Source organism: Acinetobacter sp. 12966 (genome assembly GCF_031196995.1).
GTDB lineage: Bacteria > Pseudomonadota > Gammaproteobacteria > Pseudomonadales > Moraxellaceae > Acinetobacter > Acinetobacter geminorum.
Genome location: NZ_JAVIMC010000124.1, coordinates 1 through 17,620 on the forward strand (window position 1 = coordinate 1; position 17,620 = coordinate 17,620).

The 17,620-nt window shown below is 41.3% G+C and carries 21 protein-coding genes; all 21 read right to left on the minus strand.

All coding sequences use genetic code 11. The annotated features are described in order from the left end of the window. On the minus strand, positions 1-2,262 hold a 2,262-nt coding region (locus RFW85_RS16780; protein ID WP_309171721.1), incomplete at its 3' end, for a phage tail protein. Positions 2,263-2,318: 56 nt separating this feature from the next. Beyond that, positions 2,319-2,975, minus strand: coding sequence for a tail assembly protein (locus RFW85_RS16785; RefSeq protein ID WP_024437006.1), 657 nt, complete (start codon positions 2,973-2,975; stop codon positions 2,319-2,321). After that, on the minus strand, positions 2,959-3,714 hold the full coding sequence (locus RFW85_RS16790) for a C40 family peptidase (protein ID WP_309171722.1): 756 nt from the start codon (positions 3,712-3,714) through the stop codon (positions 2,959-2,961). The genes RFW85_RS16785 and RFW85_RS16790 overlap by 17 nt, the downstream gene beginning before the upstream one ends. A 6-nt stretch (positions 3,715-3,720) precedes the next feature. Beyond that, positions 3,721-4,515: a phage minor tail protein L gene (locus RFW85_RS16795; RefSeq protein ID WP_309171723.1), complete on the minus strand. Its 795-nt coding sequence runs from the start codon at positions 4,513-4,515 to the stop codon at positions 3,721-3,723. Beyond that, the gene (locus tag RFW85_RS16800) at positions 4,502-5,677 is read right to left on the minus strand and encodes a hypothetical protein (RefSeq protein ID WP_309171724.1); all 1,176 of its coding nucleotides are present in this window, start codon (positions 5,675-5,677) and stop codon (positions 4,502-4,504) included. Before RFW85_RS16800 ends, RFW85_RS16795 begins: the two co-directional genes overlap by 14 nt. A gap of 53 nt (positions 5,678-5,730) precedes the next feature. Then, positions 5,731-6,072, minus strand: a complete 342-nt coding sequence (locus RFW85_RS16805; protein ID WP_309171725.1) for a phage tail protein — start codon at positions 6,070-6,072, stop codon at positions 5,731-5,733. After that, positions 6,059-6,394, minus strand: coding sequence for a hypothetical protein (locus tag RFW85_RS16810; protein WP_309171726.1), 336 nt, complete (start codon positions 6,392-6,394; stop codon positions 6,059-6,061). Before RFW85_RS16810 ends, RFW85_RS16805 begins: the two co-directional genes overlap by 14 nt. A 71-nt stretch (positions 6,395-6,465) precedes the next feature. Beyond that, positions 6,466-9,396: a hypothetical protein gene (locus RFW85_RS16815; RefSeq protein ID WP_284085555.1), complete on the minus strand. Its 2,931-nt coding sequence runs from the start codon at positions 9,394-9,396 to the stop codon at positions 6,466-6,468. A 57-nt stretch (positions 9,397-9,453) separates the two neighbouring features. Then, a complete protein-coding gene (locus RFW85_RS16820; RefSeq protein WP_272264248.1) occupies positions 9,454-9,777 on the minus strand; it encodes a hypothetical protein in 324 nt (107 codons plus the stop codon). Positions 9,778-9,866: 89 nt separating this feature from the next. Continuing rightward, positions 9,867-10,067: a hypothetical protein gene (locus tag RFW85_RS16825; protein WP_262117932.1), complete on the minus strand. Its 201-nt coding sequence runs from the start codon at positions 10,065-10,067 to the stop codon at positions 9,867-9,869. A 17-nt stretch (positions 10,068-10,084) separates the two neighbouring features. Continuing rightward, positions 10,085-10,609 (minus strand): phage tail assembly chaperone family protein, TAC, encoded by a 525-nt coding sequence (locus RFW85_RS16830; protein WP_262117895.1) that lies wholly within the window; start codon positions 10,607-10,609, stop codon positions 10,085-10,087. Next, positions 10,609-11,082, minus strand: coding sequence for a phage tail tube protein (locus tag RFW85_RS16835; RefSeq protein ID WP_262117896.1), 474 nt, complete (start codon positions 11,080-11,082; stop codon positions 10,609-10,611). The genes RFW85_RS16830 and RFW85_RS16835 overlap by 1 nt, the downstream gene beginning before the upstream one ends. Positions 11,083-11,158: 76 nt before the next feature. Continuing rightward, positions 11,159-11,530 carry a DUF3168 domain-containing protein gene (locus tag RFW85_RS16840; protein ID WP_000568017.1) on the minus strand — a complete coding sequence of 124 codons (372 nt, stop codon included), beginning with the start codon at positions 11,528-11,530 and terminating at the stop codon, positions 11,159-11,161. Further along, positions 11,530-12,015: an HK97-gp10 family putative phage morphogenesis protein gene (locus RFW85_RS16845; protein ID WP_284085557.1), complete on the minus strand. Its 486-nt coding sequence runs from the start codon at positions 12,013-12,015 to the stop codon at positions 11,530-11,532. Before RFW85_RS16845 ends, RFW85_RS16840 begins: the two co-directional genes overlap by 1 nt. Before the next feature lie 3 nt (positions 12,016-12,018). Next, on the minus strand, positions 12,019-12,375 hold the full coding sequence (locus tag RFW85_RS16850) for a phage head closure protein (protein WP_001139338.1): 357 nt from the start codon (positions 12,373-12,375) through the stop codon (positions 12,019-12,021). A gap of 1 nt (position 12,376) precedes the next feature. Next, positions 12,377-12,664 (minus strand): head-tail connector protein, encoded by a 288-nt coding sequence (locus RFW85_RS16855; RefSeq protein WP_000631203.1) that lies wholly within the window; start codon positions 12,662-12,664, stop codon positions 12,377-12,379. Then, positions 12,661-12,837 carry a hypothetical protein gene (locus RFW85_RS16860; protein WP_000666093.1) on the minus strand — a complete coding sequence of 59 codons (177 nt, stop codon included), beginning with the start codon at positions 12,835-12,837 and terminating at the stop codon, positions 12,661-12,663. The genes RFW85_RS16855 and RFW85_RS16860 overlap by 4 nt, the downstream gene beginning before the upstream one ends. A gap of 47 nt (positions 12,838-12,884) precedes the next feature. Next, a complete protein-coding gene (locus tag RFW85_RS16865; RefSeq protein WP_284085558.1) occupies positions 12,885-14,057 on the minus strand; it encodes a phage major capsid protein in 1,173 nt (390 codons plus the stop codon). Next, on the minus strand, positions 14,050-14,712 hold the full coding sequence (locus RFW85_RS16870) for an HK97 family phage prohead protease (protein ID WP_000375470.1): 663 nt from the start codon (positions 14,710-14,712) through the stop codon (positions 14,050-14,052). The genes RFW85_RS16865 and RFW85_RS16870 overlap by 8 nt, the downstream gene beginning before the upstream one ends. Further along, the gene (locus RFW85_RS16875) at positions 14,705-15,931 is read right to left on the minus strand and encodes a phage portal protein (RefSeq protein WP_156193736.1); all 1,227 of its coding nucleotides are present in this window, start codon (positions 15,929-15,931) and stop codon (positions 14,705-14,707) included. The genes RFW85_RS16870 and RFW85_RS16875 overlap by 8 nt, the downstream gene beginning before the upstream one ends. After that, positions 15,928-17,619 (minus strand): terminase large subunit, encoded by a 1,692-nt coding sequence (locus tag RFW85_RS16880; protein WP_272329428.1) that lies wholly within the window; start codon positions 17,617-17,619, stop codon positions 15,928-15,930. The genes RFW85_RS16875 and RFW85_RS16880 overlap by 4 nt, the downstream gene beginning before the upstream one ends. Between the last annotated feature and the right edge of the window lies 1 nt (position 17,620).

The following is a 17,620-nucleotide window of genomic DNA, read 5'->3' on the forward strand; positions in this document are numbered from 1 at the left end:
TTCAGTATAAGCCGTATCAAGTGCGCCAGTTGCAGGAAAACCCCAATTTAGGCGCATACCAAACAAAATACCTGTTGCTTGGATGAATGCTAAAGCTGGTGGCAAACCTTGCTTGCCATTAAGCTTAGTGACAACTGAATAAGTTGGTAAAGAGGAAATATCCGAAGCATTAACCGCTGTAACTTTTGCTTGATAGTTGCCAGCATAAATACCCGGCAACTCAATTGAGTTATTGCCGGTAACTGGCAGCTTAATCCAGCTACCATCATCTTTCCGCCATTCAACCAGATACTTAACCGCACCTTTTGCTTGCGTCCAAGACACAACCATGGTGGCAACATTAATACCTTGATCCACCCGATCTTCGCTTGTAATAACAATATTTGAAACTGGTTCTTGAATATTGGGATTAACAATTGAAATTGGCACATCGATATAATGAGCGCCATGATCAATTGCATCAAACTTTTTCGGATTGTACTCAAGCGCTGTAATAGTAAATTGATGTGAATCACTTTGAACTACTGACAAAACCCTAAATTTAAGCGTTGCCAAATCTTGAGCATCAATAACCCATACGTTTTGAGGTGCAATTTCATCAAAAGCTACAGAAACAGTTATGACGCGGCCTGTAATTGCTTGGACAATACGAGTTTGAGCTTTCCCGTTTTCTCCATTAATGATGAGTCTATCACCCGCTACTGCGACCACATCATCACGGTCAAGAGTAATGCTTTTTCGATCTGCTGAAATTGCAGAAATGCGACCACCGTTTGCTCTTCCAGCAAAAATAGGATCTGCAAATTCAATCACTTTACCCGGCAAAGGAATATGGCCGTCTAATCCAACTTTAAAAGTCACAGTACGTGTTTCAAGTTGTTCAGACTTTAAAGCCCACAAGCCTGCTCGTTGTGCTTGCCCACGCGATGTGCACCCCCACGCATCAAGTTCAAGTAAGCGCACCTGTTTCATTTCAGAAATGGCTTTCTCATCACGCACAAATTCATATTCAGTCTTATAGTGATTGGCTGGGTTATCCCAAGCTACTTTTACTGCATTATGTCTATCACGGGCACGTGTACCATTATGATCCGGCTCCCCGATAATATTTGCACGGGTATATGTGAAATAGGTATCTTGTGGAATATCAGCATCACAAACAATGCTATCCCCATCCCAATAAGTAATAGCTCGAAAAACACCAGCTAATTTTGTAAGAATGCTATAAGCATCTTCAGCGCTCTGAAGATAAATGTTACATGTGAAACGTGGTTCTTGACCGCCCAACCCGTCTGGTACCAACTCATCACAGTATTGGGCTAAACGGTATAAAGACCATTTATCAAGCATTCCATCTGTAATTCGCTCACCAATTCCATACCGCTTAGATGTGCAAAGATCATAGTAAATCCATGCAGGGTTGTTTGAATATGCGCGTTTAAAAGTGCCATCCCAAAACCCAATGTATTCGCGGGTTTCAGGGTTGTAGTTCGTTGGGACTTTGATTTTTACACCCTTCAAATCAACCGCTAATTTTGCGACTGATCCACCGAATGTTTCAGCATCGTATTGCAGTGAAACTAATGCTGTATTTGGATAGCGTAATTTAGCGTCTATAACTTCAGTGACAGCCTTAACATACATTTTGTCGCTGATATATTCGGATGTTGAGTTGGGAGTAATTCGGCGAACACGAACGAGCCAGCCTGAATCGGCTTTGGGTAAGTCAATACGATGTGGACGCTCATAATTATCAGATGTTTTATCTGAAATTTTTGCTCTTAATACTTCTGACCATGCTCCGCCATCAGTTTGCAAGTCCACCGCGTATTCAATGGTATAGCCAGTAACATCACCCGTTGTTGGGTCTTGGTTGCGTAGTGGACCCCAACGTAAACGTAAACGTACTGCATCAAGATCTAGGTTGTTAAAAGAGCGCACCCATGGTGTAGATGATTTAAGCTCTACGTCAATCGGGATTTCATTTTCAACTGCCGGGAAGCCTTCAATGTATTCTTGATCGTTTGTTCCGGATCTAAAATTAACAGTAACGTTTTCAAAGTTCTTGTTGCCGTTTTCATCTTGCAACGGAGTATCTTCAAGCAAAATTGATTGATAGCCGTTTGCTAATCCCTCGACTTCACCCTCCGCTAGACCAATCAACTCTTTTATATAAGTTTTAGATTGTGCGGAGTCTGGTGCAACTACTGGTTGTCTTGGTTGCTGGTTTCCCTTTTTTGCGCCTTTTACCATCACTGTCATATCAAATCCCACGCAATAAAAAAGGCGCCAAAAAGCGCCTATAACTAACTTAAAAATTACATCTGATCTTCTGGATATTGACCAGCACTTAAAACGAAGCCGCCGACTTCACGTCTACCATAGAGAATCGGTACTGGATAACCTTGAGCGGCTGTTGTAACCGCACTACCAAAACCAAAGTTTGCCCGGTTCCCGTCTTGATTTTGATTTTGAGTAGTTTGGGCTTTCGGCATGAGCATAGAAGCAACACCTCCCATAGCCATGCCTGCACCAGCGCCAATTAATGCAACACCGTAAGCTGAAGACGTACCGCCAGTCATCACACCTGCAACAATCAGAACTACTCCAAGAACTAATTGTAAGACTCCACTATTACCACCAGCTCCCATTACACGCGGGACAATGTGAATAATGTCGGCTTCAGTAGACATATCAAGCTGCTCTTCACCGATATTGTCACCAGTGATTAAGCGCTTTGTTTCATGATCGTAAATTGCTGGGCGCTTCTTGCCACGCTTATTGCCTGAACCTTTGCCTTTAAGAAAAATTGCAAAAGCCAACCCTTGTTCATGGGCATGTGTCATGAAGTGTTCAAAGCCAGCGATCTGAACTGATAAAGCACGCATGGCTTCACGCGTATTTGCGACATCGAGCTTAAATTCACGACCAAACTTTTGGCCCAAGATGCCGTACAACTTAATTGTTTTTAACATCTCTATGCCTCAAAAATTTTACCGTGCGATCTTTCCACTGTTGGCCATAAATTTCACGTACTGACTTTCGGTTATATGGATGATGTAAAATTAGAGTAGATCCGATACAAGTTTCAGTTTGTTCTGATTTTAAAACTCCATTATCTCCTAGCCAGACTACCGCATGATTAGGATGCTCGGTACGCCCAACACGACAAACAAGCATATCGCCATACTGCGGTGTATCAACTTCATAGAAGCCCGCTTTTTCATAATTCTCAAGGTAAAGTGATGGATGATCTTTATCTTCCCACCATGCATCTTTACGCTCGAAATCCATCAGTTCTACACCCAATTCACGACTATAAAAATCACGTACAAGCGCATAACAATCTTGCCAGCCATGAAAATAATTACGCCCCACCAAGGGGGCGCGATAACCAAATGGCTCATAAACTTGAAAATCAAGATCCGGATACGAACAAATTACCCACGGCTTTTGATGTAATTCAATTTGAATCAGATCAAGTTCCGAAGCTTTTGTTGTTCCATCTGGATGAGAGTGCACATAAGCTAAGATTTCGCCTTGATCTTCAGCACTTGCCAAGTCTTCGGGATGTATTTCAAACTGATCAGATTGTTCAGCGATATTGCGACAAGGAATATATTGCTTTTCGACAATCACCCCACAGCTTTCATGCGGGTAACATGCATCAGCATGGGCCATGATTGCTTTTTTAATTTTTGCTGTCAGTTTCATAAGACCTCACAACATGCTTGAAGCTGGGAATCCGCCAAAAGGTAAAGGCTTGTTTTTACTAAATCGACATTCACAACCAGACAATCTGTACGAGCAACGATCTAAAGCAGGGTTGTCGGTTGGCTCATCTTTCTCAGTAAACATTGCAGCCCCGGTGTAACCACACTCTTCCCCGCGATATTCCCAACTACAATAAGAAGTAATTTGACGTACAGGAATTTTCAAACCTTCAAAATCAATTGGATTTGAAAGTTCAAAAGTAACCTGCTGGGCATTTTCCGATGTTTTCTGCTCTATAAACCAAGTTTGTTCTTTAGACTCGTTTGATGCTGAAGGATTGCCAGAAGTGAAATTTTCAGCATCCAAATACTTCGCAAGCGTAGTAATAACTTTCAGCTTCGCCCCTGCAAAATCTTTAAACTGCAAACAGTAAGCAGAAACAGCATGCTGAATTCCGTTAATGTTATTTGCCATTGTTAAAGTTGGCGCTGAAGCTTTACCAGTTGAACTAAGTTCAAGTCCCGAAACTTCCAAAGCCATCGGCTCAAAAACTTGACCTTGCCAGATAATATTTCGGTTCCATACTTTCTGATCACCGGTATCAAAAATCTTTCCAATGCTGCCGGTATCTGCACCGATTAATCCTTCAGATCCGATGGATGAGTAAATTTTTTCCCAGTCTTCATAAGAAATATGACCATGAAAACGTAAAATGCCAGCACCTAAACTGCTGGCATCTAGTTCATACAAGTGAATTAACCCATCGACATATAGCTTCTGAAAATCACTATTCAGGGTCATAAGTCACCTCGTCATAGATTGGATTTCCATCTTTGTCCACAACTTGAACATCGTCAAAAACGGGATTACCTTCGCTATCAACTGCTTGCACCCATTCGAATACTGGTTCACCATTTTCATTAATTACAGGTTGCTTTGTGAGTGTTGCCATTCCAGTAGAATCAGTAACAAGATAAGTTTCTTTTTTCTGGAATGGTTTTCCATCTACCATTACAACTTTACCGTCATCATCAATAAGTTCAGTTAAACGGGTCATGAACGTAGGCTGCATCGAATATTTGATTTGCTGAACCATGCGAGGTTGTTTTTCTGTGCGTGGCACCTTTCTAATAATTTTTCGTTTAACTGTGTTTAATCGAATATCAATCCAACGCGGCTCACCATTTGCATTGTTCGGAATATCGATTGGTGCATCAAGATTCGCAACAATATCGCCTTCATCATTTAGCTTTTTCTTGAATGTCTTAATTTCAAGATCACCATTTTCCAAGGTCTGATATTCAACTGCACAAATCTTATTGCCATGAGTGTCGGTAGGAATTTCAATCCACCAGCCTTCATTCGCAAAACCTGAAGAACCTTTGACAAGATAATGACCCATACCCAACTTTTCGAAAGAAAGTGGCTGTTCAGCGGCCTCATCATTAAGTTCAATTTTATCTGCAAATAGTTTTACGATCGGTGAAGCAGCTTTAATAAAGCCGTTTGAATCGATTGCTGTATTTCTACTGGTTCTGAAACTTGCCCAGGGCGTGTAAATGTCACTTCCCCACTGCACCGCTCGAAGGTACATTTGAGCGTCAGCTCCCAAAGAAAGCTGAATATGGTGATCATTCGAACCGCCAGCCGAAAGGTTTAGTATTGATTGAGGCACACTGCTAGGATAGTCTCCAGCATTAGACATATCTGCTGCTGTTACTTGCCATAAAATTCTATTACTCTGCCCCCTTAGGCTGCTTAAAGGGGAGGCTCCTGCGAGAATCGCACCCCCCAACCCAAAAGCGCCAACCTCCATCACATTCCCAGCAGCAGTACCTACATAACGACTAGCTGCATGGTTGTTATTCGTAAAGTTTTCATTTATTTTTGCGCCAGTTGAGCGGAATGTATCACCGCCTGCGCCAGTCGGAGCTGAACCTAGATTTACTGTTTGAATTGTCATTTTCTTACTCGCATAAAAAAAGCCCCTAAATAGGGGCTTTAAAGGGGTTTAAATTAAGGGTAAAAAACTTGGGTGAAGGTGGTGGAGATTTGCCAAACATCACCACCTAAACAACGGGGTTGATATTCTCCAGCTTTAACTCTAACTTCACCATCTAAAGGTGAATCCCACAGAAATGAGTCCGCGCCATTGTGCTGGTCAAAGAATGCTTTGATTTGCATAATTTCAGCTTTATAAGCGGTTCTTTGATAAGTCCATTCACCAGATCGGTTATTGATACCTACAGCAATGTTTTGTTCATACCCATCACCAAATTTGCTTGATAACGTATTAAAGCGCTGAGTATTACTATTGCCATCTAAGTCGCACTTGAAAGTGAATTTAAGGTTGCTCATGATTTTTTGACCACTCAACTTTCATACTTACCGGACTATCTTTAAAACGTTTTTTGCAACTTTCTAGATCCTTCGTATCTTGATCTGGAGCGAATAAACCTGCCCGCCTACTTTCACGAACTCCCCATTCTTTTAATTGCTTGTCCATTAAGTCAGCAATTTTAGTACTCTTAGATTCCTTTTGAAAAATGAGGGTGAATGACAATCCAAAGACGAAACCCGTTGCATATTCAATTAGATTAAAATCAATTAAATTTGCACTTATGTAGAAAACTACAGCAATCAATAAAGCAAACAGAAAAGTCATAATGTACTTTTTCACTTTTGTACTCCCATTAAAAACCCACTCATTCGAGTGGGTTTATTTGGTTTTAAGTGGTTAAACTTGGGTAATTAACGTCTCACAAGATTAAACAAGACACCGCCTTGACGGCTTTCTCGTCTAGCCCAATCGTTCATTGCATTATTCAGAGATTCAGCAATTTGCTTTTGCCCTTGTGTATTGACGCTTGCGGCTCCATCAGCAAACGTAATTTGCTGACTAATTTGCACATTGCCCTCATTAGACCCGTTTTGACGATTATTTAAATAATTCGTCAAATCTTTGTTCTGTTGAGGGTTTAGTACACGTTCACCACCATCTAAAAGCCATGTACCTTCACGCGGGATATTGTCTATACCGTTGTGGGCCATACCCGTAAGCGCAACACCCTGAATTGCAGTCATAAGTTCATTTGTTTGAACTGCTGTGGCAGCAGCCGCTGCCATTTTTTGCCAAATTGTAGTGTTGGATGGATCATTCCAAGCAGCCATTATCGCACCCTTTGCATTGAGGATCGCACTAGCAAGCACAAACCCCTTTTGTAATGCAAAAGCTGCTTTATAAGCAACGGATGACTTTGCACCAAAGTTATCTAACATTGATCCCATCATTCCAAACATGGCACCATATCCAGCAATTGACGCTGCATTACTTTGGTTCTTGAGGTTTTCATCCTCCTTGGCATATTGAATATCTAAAGCCTTTTTAGCCTCAAGATACTGTTGATGTAAAGAAAGCAAGGCATCGTTCTTTTCCTTCTGGCTCATATACTCGTTAGAGTTTATTGCATTAGCACCAGCACTAAGTTCATCACCTAGTTGCGAATATCCATCTTGTTGCTGAGTATTTTGATTAAATTGAGCCAAACCCATTGGACTTAATTTTGAGTTAGACAAAGCAGAAACTTGAACGCCAATCATATTGCCAAACGGGTTGGTGATAGAATCAAGTGCAATTTGCTTCTTTTCATCTTCCTTTTTTCTGAACTCATTTAAGTCTTTAGCATAAGCTTCTTTTTGAAGCTTAAGATATTTTTCAAGTGATTCAGAATCCCCTGCAAAAGCTAATTTGATTTGTTTGATAGCTACTGCATTATCCAAAGCCATCTTTTGCTCTGGTGTGGCATATTTAGCAGTGATAGCAAGCTGCTGTTTTTGTCGCTCTTCCTGAATTTTTGTGGCTTCGTCATTTGCCTTCTGGACGATATCAAGCTCTGCATTTGCATCTTTTAATGCATCTGCTGTGCCTTTGTAGCCAAGCACAGAAACATGAATATGACCACCAGTTGCACGCTTTGAAGGATTTCTATATTCATCAAGAACCCTGACTACAAAGCCATATCTTTTTGCCATCTGTTCAAGCTGAGAAACTGCCTCACTAGACTTTTTCGCATCTTCTAGCGTAAAGTCAAATGCATTACCAGTAGCATGTTTGCTATTAGTCCCTTTATGGTAAAGGTCATTGAATGCAGTAAATCTATTTAGGCCTTTACCCAGCGCTGATTGCGTCATCTGAGCAAAGTTTGCTGTGTATGCTCTAACCTGACCACCAGCAATAGATTCAGATCCTTTAATACGCAAACCACTTAAAGCAGATGCCCCTACCATTTTATTTAGCTCTTGTTGAGCTTTTGCGGCTTTTGCGGCCGCTTTCGCCTGCTCCTCTTTGGCTTTAGCATTTTCTTTGGCGGTTTCAGTATCCGTAATCGTGCTTTTTGAGTTTGCCAAATTAGCTTGATTGACTTTTAACTGAGCAGCAGACAACCCTGTTAAAGTCGGCATCGTTCCATTTTGAACATTACCCACAAAAGCCATGGTGCTTTTGATAGTTTTATCAATACCAGCAGCGTAACTATTCCAAATATCTTTACCTTCACCAAAACCGGATTTAAGGACGTTAATTTGCTCTCTAATTGTAGTTGCCGCATCCAGCCTAGCAGCTACATTGCCCACATGATCAATTAGACTCGCAAAACCACTAATAGATTGAATAACCACCGAAATTGCACTTGCAACCCCAACAATAGCAATGCCGACCACTTTAGCCACCGTACCAACCGCACTTAAGACACTGCCAAAACTTCCACTCTTTACAGCACCATCCACAAAATATTGAATTAAATTACTCAACACTGGAGTCATCTGACTTGCTAGCTGGTTTTTGAATCCCTGAAATTGCGTGCCTAATGCTTGAGTTTGAGCATTTAAAAGAAGTGATTTATCGATACTCTCTTGCGTGCGAATAACGCCAGCCTCGCGTAACTGATCGCCATACTCTTTAATTAATTCAGAGTTGTTTGCAAATAATGGAGCTAAATCACCTAAATCACTTGCCAATGACTCTAACACAAAGCGTTTTTCAGCAGCAGTTGCCCCCATGTCATCAAGTTTTGTTGTGATCTGCCCCAATGCGTCAACGGTATCCATTGTTGATAGTTTTTTGGCAAAATCATCAATTTCTTTGGCTGACATTTTTGTGTTATTTGCCAACATCTCAAAAAAATCTTTTGCACCGCCACCTTTTGTGGAGGTGTACTCGCCCAATTTTTCTGAGGTATCAGCTAAAATGTCACTTAGTTTTTCTTGCTCAACACCAAAGGCGCTTGCGGCACCAGCTACGATTTGAAAGTTTTCAGCAGATGTTACCGCCCTGCGGGATAATTGGTTAAGCTGTGCGTCTGCTTTTGCTAGATCAATAGCCATTTGTCCTAGTGCTCCAGCCGCTAAAACTGTACCACCAACCGCCATCCCTGCAAGTGCAGCGCCTGCCACTAAGATCCCACCACGCAAAGCACCGAGTTTACCTGTAATGCCATCAATAGCGGATCCTAATTGAGTACCACCAATTGCATCTTGTATCTGATCACCAAAGCTTTTAAAAGACTTCTTTATATTGTCAGAAGCTTGTTTTGCCTTTCTTTCTGCCTGACTCATTCCCTCAACAAATGAACCAACCTTTGCAACCAGATCAAGTGTTAAACGACCTAATGAACCAGCAGCCATTTACTTTTCTCCCGGCAATAAAAAAACCCCGCTTAGCGGGGTTTTTATCTAAATTAACTATTTATCAGCATATTGCTGAATACAAATCCTATATGACGCAATGTATTGATTTAAATACTGAATTCCAATGTCTTTTTCATTGGAGTGTAAAGGCAATGTATAGATATACTTAAGCATATTGATTAAGTTGTCCCTATATTCTTTATCATCAATCTCGTTGAGCAACTCCAATTGCTCATCTTGAGTTTCATGGTCATACCTATTTACAAGCAATTTGGTTACAGTATCGGCATAACCATTACATCTTTCATCAATCGATCTTTCCTGCGCAAACACTAAGCTTGGAAAAACCACCAAAAAGGCGAATATATATATTTTCATAACTTCTGCATTTATAGATAACACAGTGCCAATCTAGCAAATGAAAATATTAATGTCATTTATGGATAAGTTGACTTCTTGAAGCCAACTTATTCGTCTGCTAATTGTTCCAGATAGTCGGCCAAACTAAGCTCTTGTTTGTATTCATGAGGCATAAAATTGAGTGCATCTATTTGCTCAGGATTTTTTGAGTGACTCCTGATATAAACTGCTGCCAAATTACCAATTGCTTGCTCAATACGGCGACCAAGAAAAAGAGAGCCTCGTCTCGTACGGTAGGCCCTCCAAATACTAAGCTCTTTTAAGCTTATTTTTTGCTTGGCTTCTTCGATAGTGATTCCGATTGCGAGGGAGAGCTCGCACCAGAATTCGTATTCGTCAAGTTCTTCTTCCGTGACTTTCCCATGAAGTTATTCACTTCATCTGCCACTGCATAAAGAGATTCAATGAAAGGGATTTCAGAATCAAGAACGTCTTGAACAGAACTAAAGAACGGTGTGCCTTTCGCATCTTCACAAACTGATCCAAGCAAATGGCCTGCTTGCATGCGTTTTACACTTACCGACTTAAGCTTTGAGTCAGCAATATTGTCTTCATTAATTTCCCAATCATACGCTTTAGAAATTTCATGAAGATCGTTAAAGGATAGTTTTTTAATAAAAACTTGACCTTCAACTTCCGCTTTTTCACCAAGAGTTAATTCGCGCTTGAGTTGAGCGGTAAGAAAATCAATATTTTCCTCTGTGACCTCTACAACCCATTTGACTGTTCTTTCAACTGGTGCACCAATTTTAGTGACCTTTTTAAATGCTTTAATATTTACTTTAGTCATTATGGTGTCACCGTGCGTTTAGTTCGAGTTACTTTTGAAGTACGCACTAGTGTGTATGAATAACCTAGCGCTGCATCAACTTCAACATCATTTGGTGCTGCATCATTTAAATAACCCTTAAAAGACCACCACATGCGGTCCTCTGGTAAATCAATACCTGTGGTTGCATCATATGTTGGTGGAGTTTTTGAATGACTAGAGCCAACATACCAATCAAGCTTTTCACCACTTTCTGCAATCTCAGCTAATTTGTCATGACTTGTGTTTGTGTCATCATAGTCAATATCAAAAGCACCTTCGCCCGGATCACGCATCCCGCGAATATATTCTTTAGTTTCAGCATCAAGGCAAGTCACATCAATTTTACCGAACGTGTCTTGACCAAATCCGATTTTCTTCACACAGATAAATCGGACAACTTGCCCATCGATCACAGTGAATAACTGTGTACCTTGAGTTTTAACATTAGCCATTAAGAGCGCTCCTTAATTTTAGGCATAAAAAAAGCACCCGAAATGGGTGCTAAGTGAAAATATGGTTTAAGTTTTATTAGCGGTTTACGATCCAGCTAACATCAAAAGAATAGTGAGGCATGCCTGTTACGGGGTCCTTATCTGCCTCACCATAACGAACCACATAACAATCAAGTTCAATTGCAAAGCGAATTGCTTTCGCAACCTGATCAACAACATCCTCATCAGTTGCGTATACGTCAATTTGAATAATTGCATTATCTGAAACAGGACGTGAATCAAGGTTGCTATTTGAATCACCAGAAATTGTTTGCCATGTCACATATGGCGCTTGTGGCTCATCTGGAGCACTTCCAAACTTCCAGACTCGCAAAATTCCATCGCTTTCAAGTAGAGCCTTAACCGCTGGATCTGCTCTGGCTAATTTAAAAATTGGAACATCAATCATTAAGCTGCACCTAAAACCACACTGAGTTCAAAATTAAACACTTGAACAAACTTATCTGTTATCTGTTCAATGTTTTCGTAAAGCGCTGGTCTTAAAAATGGTGTTGCGGGTTGTCTACTTGTACCCAACTCAAGGAATCGCCAGTAAAAGACTCGGCCATCAGTTTGATAAGTTTGACCAACACGCCCAGCACGTCTATTTTGAGCATTGTTTGTATATGGGATACGTGCACCACCACGCACTCCCACGCGCATAACCAAAGTGTTTTTATTTCTACTCCGGCCATTTTGAACAACAATTTCTTTCCAGATTTTTTCAGGAGTGGTGGGATCATCTAAACGTTTAGCTTTTTGACGAGCTGCATCTCTTGCAATGTTCATTGCCTGCCGCATCGCTTTACGGGCAATACGTTTTACAGTCTTGTCATTACCAATTGCCCGCATTCGTCTTAATGCAGGCTCCAAGCCATGAATTGGTGTTGACATAATTTACCCATTCCATGCTTTTTCGCCTGTAGATAAGTTGATGGTTAAATACTCACGGCGTGAGTCGGGATCTCGCATAGGGTTACCATCAATCTTGTAAAAGTACCCATCAAAAAGTACCCGCATTGTGCTATCAACTTGTTTTGTTGTGCTGCTATATCGCACCTTAGCACGGGCCTGTATCGAGCTATTGGCTGCTTTGGCCGCAATAACATCCCTTGTTGAAAGGTCAGTAACTTCCGCCCAAATTGTTGCAAAATTAGACCATGAGGTGATTAATTTTCCTGTGTTTTGGTCTTGGGTTTGAATTGCTTTCTGAATAGTGATGCGGTGCTTTAGTTTTGGAGTAATGCTGGGCATATTAGACCCCCATTTCTCTAATAGGCTGCAAAATATCCCAATATGCTTGAGGTTTTCCTTCTAGACTTCGGCTGTACTTATACTCAATAAATATCAACCGGGCATTATCTAACTTCTTGCAGTCCACAATGTCCGTTTCAGAAGTTCTTTCTGACTCATTTGAAATAATTTTTCGGTCGATGTCGATCGCTATTTCTTCATCAGCTTGAGCTATCCATTCAAGAAAAAGCACATCCTCATCATCGTGATCAACTCGACATTGCAACTTGGCTCTTTCAAGTGTGATCATTTTGAATTATTCCGTCTTGTAGCTGGTTTTGGTGGATCAACTTTTGTTTGGTATTCACGTAAAACTTTATTTTCTACCAAATGCCTTACCACATTTGGATCTGCGGTTCGAATATCGCCCTCTTTGTAGTCTTTATCTCCAAAGTGTGGGCGTAAAACTTCATATTCTTTCATTTTGGCCTCTCTAAAAGGGATGGTGACGAACACCACCCCAAAACGAATTAACCACCCGTAGCAGGAGTATAAGAGCCATATACAAGCGATTTAGGCTTATAAACAGCTAATGCTCCACGGGTTTCAGCAAGTAAGGTACGTTTATTTGATGTGAAATCATCGCCCTGCATACCGATTTGCACAGCAGCACCCCAGCGCTCAAAGTATTGAGCTGCAGTGTTGAATGCACCTGTTAAGAATTTACCTGCATCCATTGCAGCGGTTTGAACTACAGGCAAGCCCCATAATGTTGGAACCGCTTGTGATTGCGGATTCCCGATGATGTAGTTGCCGTTTGCATCTTTTTGCGTTTCCATCAACGCCCAGTCAATTGGGTTGAGTACATGGCCGTTTGCAAAGTCATCGGCCAATACAACTTGAAGCATTGCAAAACGCAATACATCAAACATATTTGGCGTTGCTGGAGCACCTGCAGGCGGAGCATAAGCAGTCGCTTGAGGGATTAAGCCAAGCATATTGCCATTGGTTCCATCACCAGCAAGAATTTGCTTTTCAAGCTTGATGTCAAGACCATGGCGCAAAATGTTGTCAATGAATGACTGCAATGCTGGTGCGTCGCTTAACATTTGAGTAGTTACTTTTAACCAGTGAGCAATTACTACTGCTTTCGCGTCTTTATCAGTAAATGTAATTTCGGATTCTGGCTTTGGTGCACCTTCGGCAACAACTGCCGCATTATTGGTAAAGTCTTGCATTTGGACATATTCAAGAACATTGCCACTCATGCTGCCACCTGCCAAAATATCGCGGATTGTAAGACGCATTTGATTTGGTAATTGCAGGCCAAGATTGGTAGCTGGAATGATTTTTCCAACTTCTGTTGTGCCAATTGTGTTTTTTAACTCAACACGTTGAATACCACGATACTGCGCCTCTGCAGCATTTTTGTATTCTGTAGTTTCAACAAACTCACCACCCATGGTTTGTTTTTTGGTTTCAACATCACCATTACCACGGCGAGCGGCTTTTTGCTCAATCTCAGCCACTTTATTTTTCATTTCATTCATGGCCGTTAAAGCTTCATCAGCCTTATCTTTGGCACTTTGAGAAAGTTGTTCATTTTTCTCATATTTGCCTTTGAACTCTTCGGCGATTTCTTTAACTGTATCAACGTGTTTTTGGAACTCTTGAGCGAGTTGTTCTAAAGTTTTTTCAGTCATTGCTGATTCCTCGTAAAATATTTAAGGCATTTGAAATTGATTTCGCTTTTTCGTTTTCACCCTCTGACTCGCTCAAAAGATGACGCAAGCCCTTACTAGCGATGACAGTGGCTTGCGTTTTTGAAAATCCTGACTCTCTCAGGAACTTTTCAAATTCTGGTAGGGATGGCAGCTCGCCATCTTGTAATTTGGATTTGACGGAACTGATTAGGGTTTCTGGATTGGAAGGAAAGGCAACAATTGAACCCTCCACTAACTCCAGTTCCAGCAGTTCGCGGATTAGTGAGTCTGGATCGCGTCTATAAGACTTGGTGATATAGCCAATGGACATGCCATCAATCGCGCCAACCTTCATCAGCGCATAAGTAGCTTTAGCTCGCGGCACATCGTCAATTAAGAGACGACCTTCTACGTACAACCCTTTTTCGTCTTCACGCATTTCGGTAAAAATTCCGATTGGTTCAGATGGGTTGTGATCCCAAAAGATTGCTGGGTACTTGCCTTTTGCCTTCCACTCTTGAAGAGTTTTGGCAAATGCACCTTTGCGGATGATGTCCCCATGAGAATCAAGGTTGTCAAAAGCAGCTAAGTAGCCAGAAAAAAAGCCACCCTCTTGGGTGGCTTTGATTTCTAAAGTTAGTTTAAGTCTATCCACTGGTTTTCCCCTGATCTTTCAATCCGACCATTTGCATTTGAACCATTAGCTCATCGCCACCCGGTAAAGGCGCCAAGTCTTCTAAATCACGTACTTCATTACGCGTCATAACACCGTTTTGAATCATGTTTGTGTAGAACCCTGAGCGAGTAGCGCTATCGGCCCGCAATAAGCCTTCAACGGCAAATTTCGGTCTGTATTTGTATTTTTCACTTGGTAAAAACAATCTCTTTGTGATTGTTTGTTCATATCGGACCAATTGAGGATTAAGTGAATATGTCAAAAAACCTCGATTTGTCTGCTCAAGGCTAGAAGCCCAAGAGCTTGCTTTATTTGTATGCCCAATCAACTGAGGTGGAACACCAAAAGCACGACATATTTCTTCAATTCCGAAATACCGAGATTCAAGTAACTGAGCATCAACTGGGTTGATTCGAATACTATTTGAGCCAGAAAGTTTCATTCCAGCCTCAAGCACCATGTACTTGCCTGCATTCTCCGGCTTACTAAATTCGCTTAAGTGATTTCTTAGCCGTTCACGTTGCTCTTTAGTTAAGGTTTGCTCTCCAGTCTCCAAAAAACCGCCAACCTTTAAGCCATTTTTAAACCAGTCCTGTGCTTGATTATTTGCATCAAACTGCATGCCTATGGTTTGAGCAAAAAATTGAATAGCAGATAAACCGACGAGTCCATCAAGAGTAAAACCCTTAAAATGCAAAATTTGGTCTTCTGAATAAATCGTTTCAATACCTTTTTCAGTGTAATGAAAGTCAATCGCTCCCAAATCATTACGCTTTACAACCATACCACTCGGGAAAAGTGGCTCAAGAGCAATTACTTTTCCGCTTGAGTCTTTTGTAATAAGGTTGTATGCATTTCCCCATAGGTCAACACAAGCAACTTGCACTTGCCAAAACTCACTTGCACACATATCGGCATTGGGTGAATCATGCAAAAGACGATAAAGGTAATGATCAGTAGCAAGACGTTTATTGTTGTCATATAGCTGCAAAGGTAGAGTTGAAATAGTTTCAGCTCTTAATTTTACACAAGCCCAAACTGCTGAAAGTTTTAAAGCTGTTTCGGGTGTGACAACTGATCCACCGGGTGATAAATAACTATCAAATGGATAAGACGAATCGCCTTTTTTTAATTGTGTATTTCCAGTCAATCGTGACCAGAAGCGGGACCAAAACCCCGGCTCTTGTGTGGTACTCATGCTATCACGACATCCTCTAAGTATTCGTCAATGTCTAAATTCTTGGCAATCGGGTTCATAGTCATTAGAGCCACGGCATTAAATGTTGCAATCAAAGGGTCAATTTTCCCAACCCCTGATTCTTGCTTGGTGATTCGCATCCCATTACCAATCATCACAACTCGCGCATTGCCAGCACACCAAGTCATAAGTTGCTGCCCAGCATGCCAAAGATTGCCCTCCGCCAGTTTCCGTTCAGCAGTCATGATGTACCCCATCAACCTATGACCTTGCGGTACACCAACAAGTTGCTCTTGTGGAATACCTACACCCAATAAGCCATCCAAAAGACCGCCCAGACCTTGCGGATCCAGTCCAATCTTGTCAAGCTTGCCACTGTCATAAACTTGCTTTGCAATCAGTGCTAATTGGTCGATATCTTCGCCAACTTTCTCAACTACAGTCAGACTTCCCTCTTTTTCAAAGTCTTGGTACTTTGGGATGTTTTCTTTTCGGCGCTCCAAAGCAACTTTATTTGCCCATGCATGATTCCAAAGCCACCAGACGCGGGGATCTTTTTTAAGACGCCCTAAAACCGCGAATCCAAGCAAATCATCTAACCCACCGCCATCGATACCAATCGTAATGACATCTGACTGTTCAATTAGTTGGTCTAAGCCGAAAACATGTTTTTGTTGATTCCAGAACTCTGCACCAGCCCATCGATTTGCACGTAAATTCATGCCAATTTCGATGTTTAAATGTTTGGCCAAGAAGTCTCTAAGAGATTCTTCACCAGCATCTTTAACTTTGTTAAATTCCGAAATCAGATATTCATGATCAACCGAAGCACCTAAGTTTGGATTGGTTATATAGAAGTTTTCTGGTTTTAAATGTTCGCCAGCTTCCACTAGATGCTTAGGGAATTCATAAATAAGTGGCAGAAAGCTTTTATCCTCTTTAATGCCGTCACGCACATCACGGGCATAATCTAAAAGCTGTTTAAATACACCACATGGCACTTCATCTGACATCGTAGAGAGGTAAATTACACAACCTTCTGGTCGTGAAGTCAGACCACCTTTTGCCTCACGAAACATTGATTCAGCATTTGCACGCTTACCAAAGAGCCAGACCTCATCAATCAAAATAATTGAAGCTTTCTTACCAGCCGCGGCGTTAGATTCTGCTGCAATAACTTTAAGTGTTGCTCCGGTACCTAGATGCGTAACTGTCTTTGTGTGCTCAGACACATTGAATCGTTCACTTAGTTCCTCATCGGCGCGAATGAAATCTCGGATTGGATTAAAGGAGTTATCAGCAACTTCTTTGGTTGGAGCCAAGATAATCAGTTCGGCAGACTGTCTATCATTAAGAATTAATGCAGTAAGCATGATGCCGGCGGCAATTGTAGACTTTGTATTCTTCTTTGAAATCAGAAGAAAGAACTCACGTATTAATCTACGCTTAGTGCTTGGATCATATGCGCCAAAGATTGCACGAACAAACTCGATTACCCATTCCAATGTGACATCGCCCATCTTAGGGCTACCCATCACATCAACAAGAATTAACTCTTTAAAGATACGCTCCGCTACGTCAGCCACTTTGGGGAATAATGGCTTACACGGCATTAACGATTGTTTAGAAACAATACGAGTCGCCCAGTCTGGGCAAGCTGTAGTCCAGATAGGTGACATTGAAGACATA

Bases quoted from the DNA above. Each gene is read 5' to 3' on its own strand.
- RFW85_RS16785 (WP_024437006.1), bottom strand. From the start codon at position 2,975: ATGTTAAAAACAATTAAGTTGTACGGCATCTTGGGCCAAAAGTTTGGT.
- RFW85_RS16790 (WP_309171722.1), bottom strand. From the start codon at position 3,714: ATGAAACTGACAGCAAAAATTAAAAAAGCAATCATGGCCCATGCTGAT.
- RFW85_RS16795 (WP_309171723.1), bottom strand. From the start codon at position 4,515: ATGACCCTGAATAGTGATTTTCAGAAGCTATATGTCGATGGGTTAATT.
- RFW85_RS16800 (WP_309171724.1), bottom strand. From the start codon at position 5,677: ATGACAATTCAAACAGTAAATCTAGGTTCAGCTCCGACTGGCGCAGGC.
- RFW85_RS16805 (WP_309171725.1), bottom strand. From the start codon at position 6,072: ATGAGCAACCTTAAATTCACTTTCAAGTGCGACTTAGATGGCAATAGT.
- RFW85_RS16815 (WP_284085555.1), bottom strand. From the start codon at position 9,396: ATGGCTGCTGGTTCATTAGGTCGTTTAACACTTGATCTGGTTGCAAAG.
- RFW85_RS16820 (WP_272264248.1), bottom strand. From the start codon at position 9,777: ATGAAAATATATATATTCGCCTTTTTGGTGGTTTTTCCAAGCTTAGTG.
- RFW85_RS16830 (WP_262117895.1), bottom strand. From the start codon at position 10,609: ATGACTAAAGTAAATATTAAAGCATTTAAAAAGGTCACTAAAATTGGT.
- RFW85_RS16835 (WP_262117896.1), bottom strand. From the start codon at position 11,082: ATGGCTAATGTTAAAACTCAAGGTACACAGTTATTCACTGTGATCGAT.
- RFW85_RS16840 (WP_000568017.1), bottom strand. From the start codon at position 11,530: ATGATTGATGTTCCAATTTTTAAATTAGCCAGAGCAGATCCAGCGGTT.
- RFW85_RS16845 (WP_284085557.1), bottom strand. From the start codon at position 12,015: ATGTCAACACCAATTCATGGCTTGGAGCCTGCATTAAGACGAATGCGG.
- RFW85_RS16850 (WP_001139338.1), bottom strand. From the start codon at position 12,375: ATGCCCAGCATTACTCCAAAACTAAAGCACCGCATCACTATTCAGAAA.
- RFW85_RS16855 (WP_000631203.1), bottom strand. From the start codon at position 12,664: ATGATCACACTTGAAAGAGCCAAGTTGCAATGTCGAGTTGATCACGAT.
- RFW85_RS16860 (WP_000666093.1), bottom strand. From the start codon at position 12,837: ATGAAAGAATATGAAGTTTTACGCCCACACTTTGGAGATAAAGACTAC.
- RFW85_RS16865 (WP_284085558.1), bottom strand. From the start codon at position 14,057: ATGACTGAAAAAACTTTAGAACAACTCGCTCAAGAGTTCCAAAAACAC.
- RFW85_RS16875 (WP_156193736.1), bottom strand. From the start codon at position 15,931: ATGAGTACCACACAAGAGCCGGGGTTTTGGTCCCGCTTCTGGTCACGA.
- RFW85_RS16880 (WP_272329428.1), bottom strand. From the start codon at position 17,619: ATGTCTTCAATGTCACCTATCTGGACTACAGCTTGCCCAGACTGGGCG.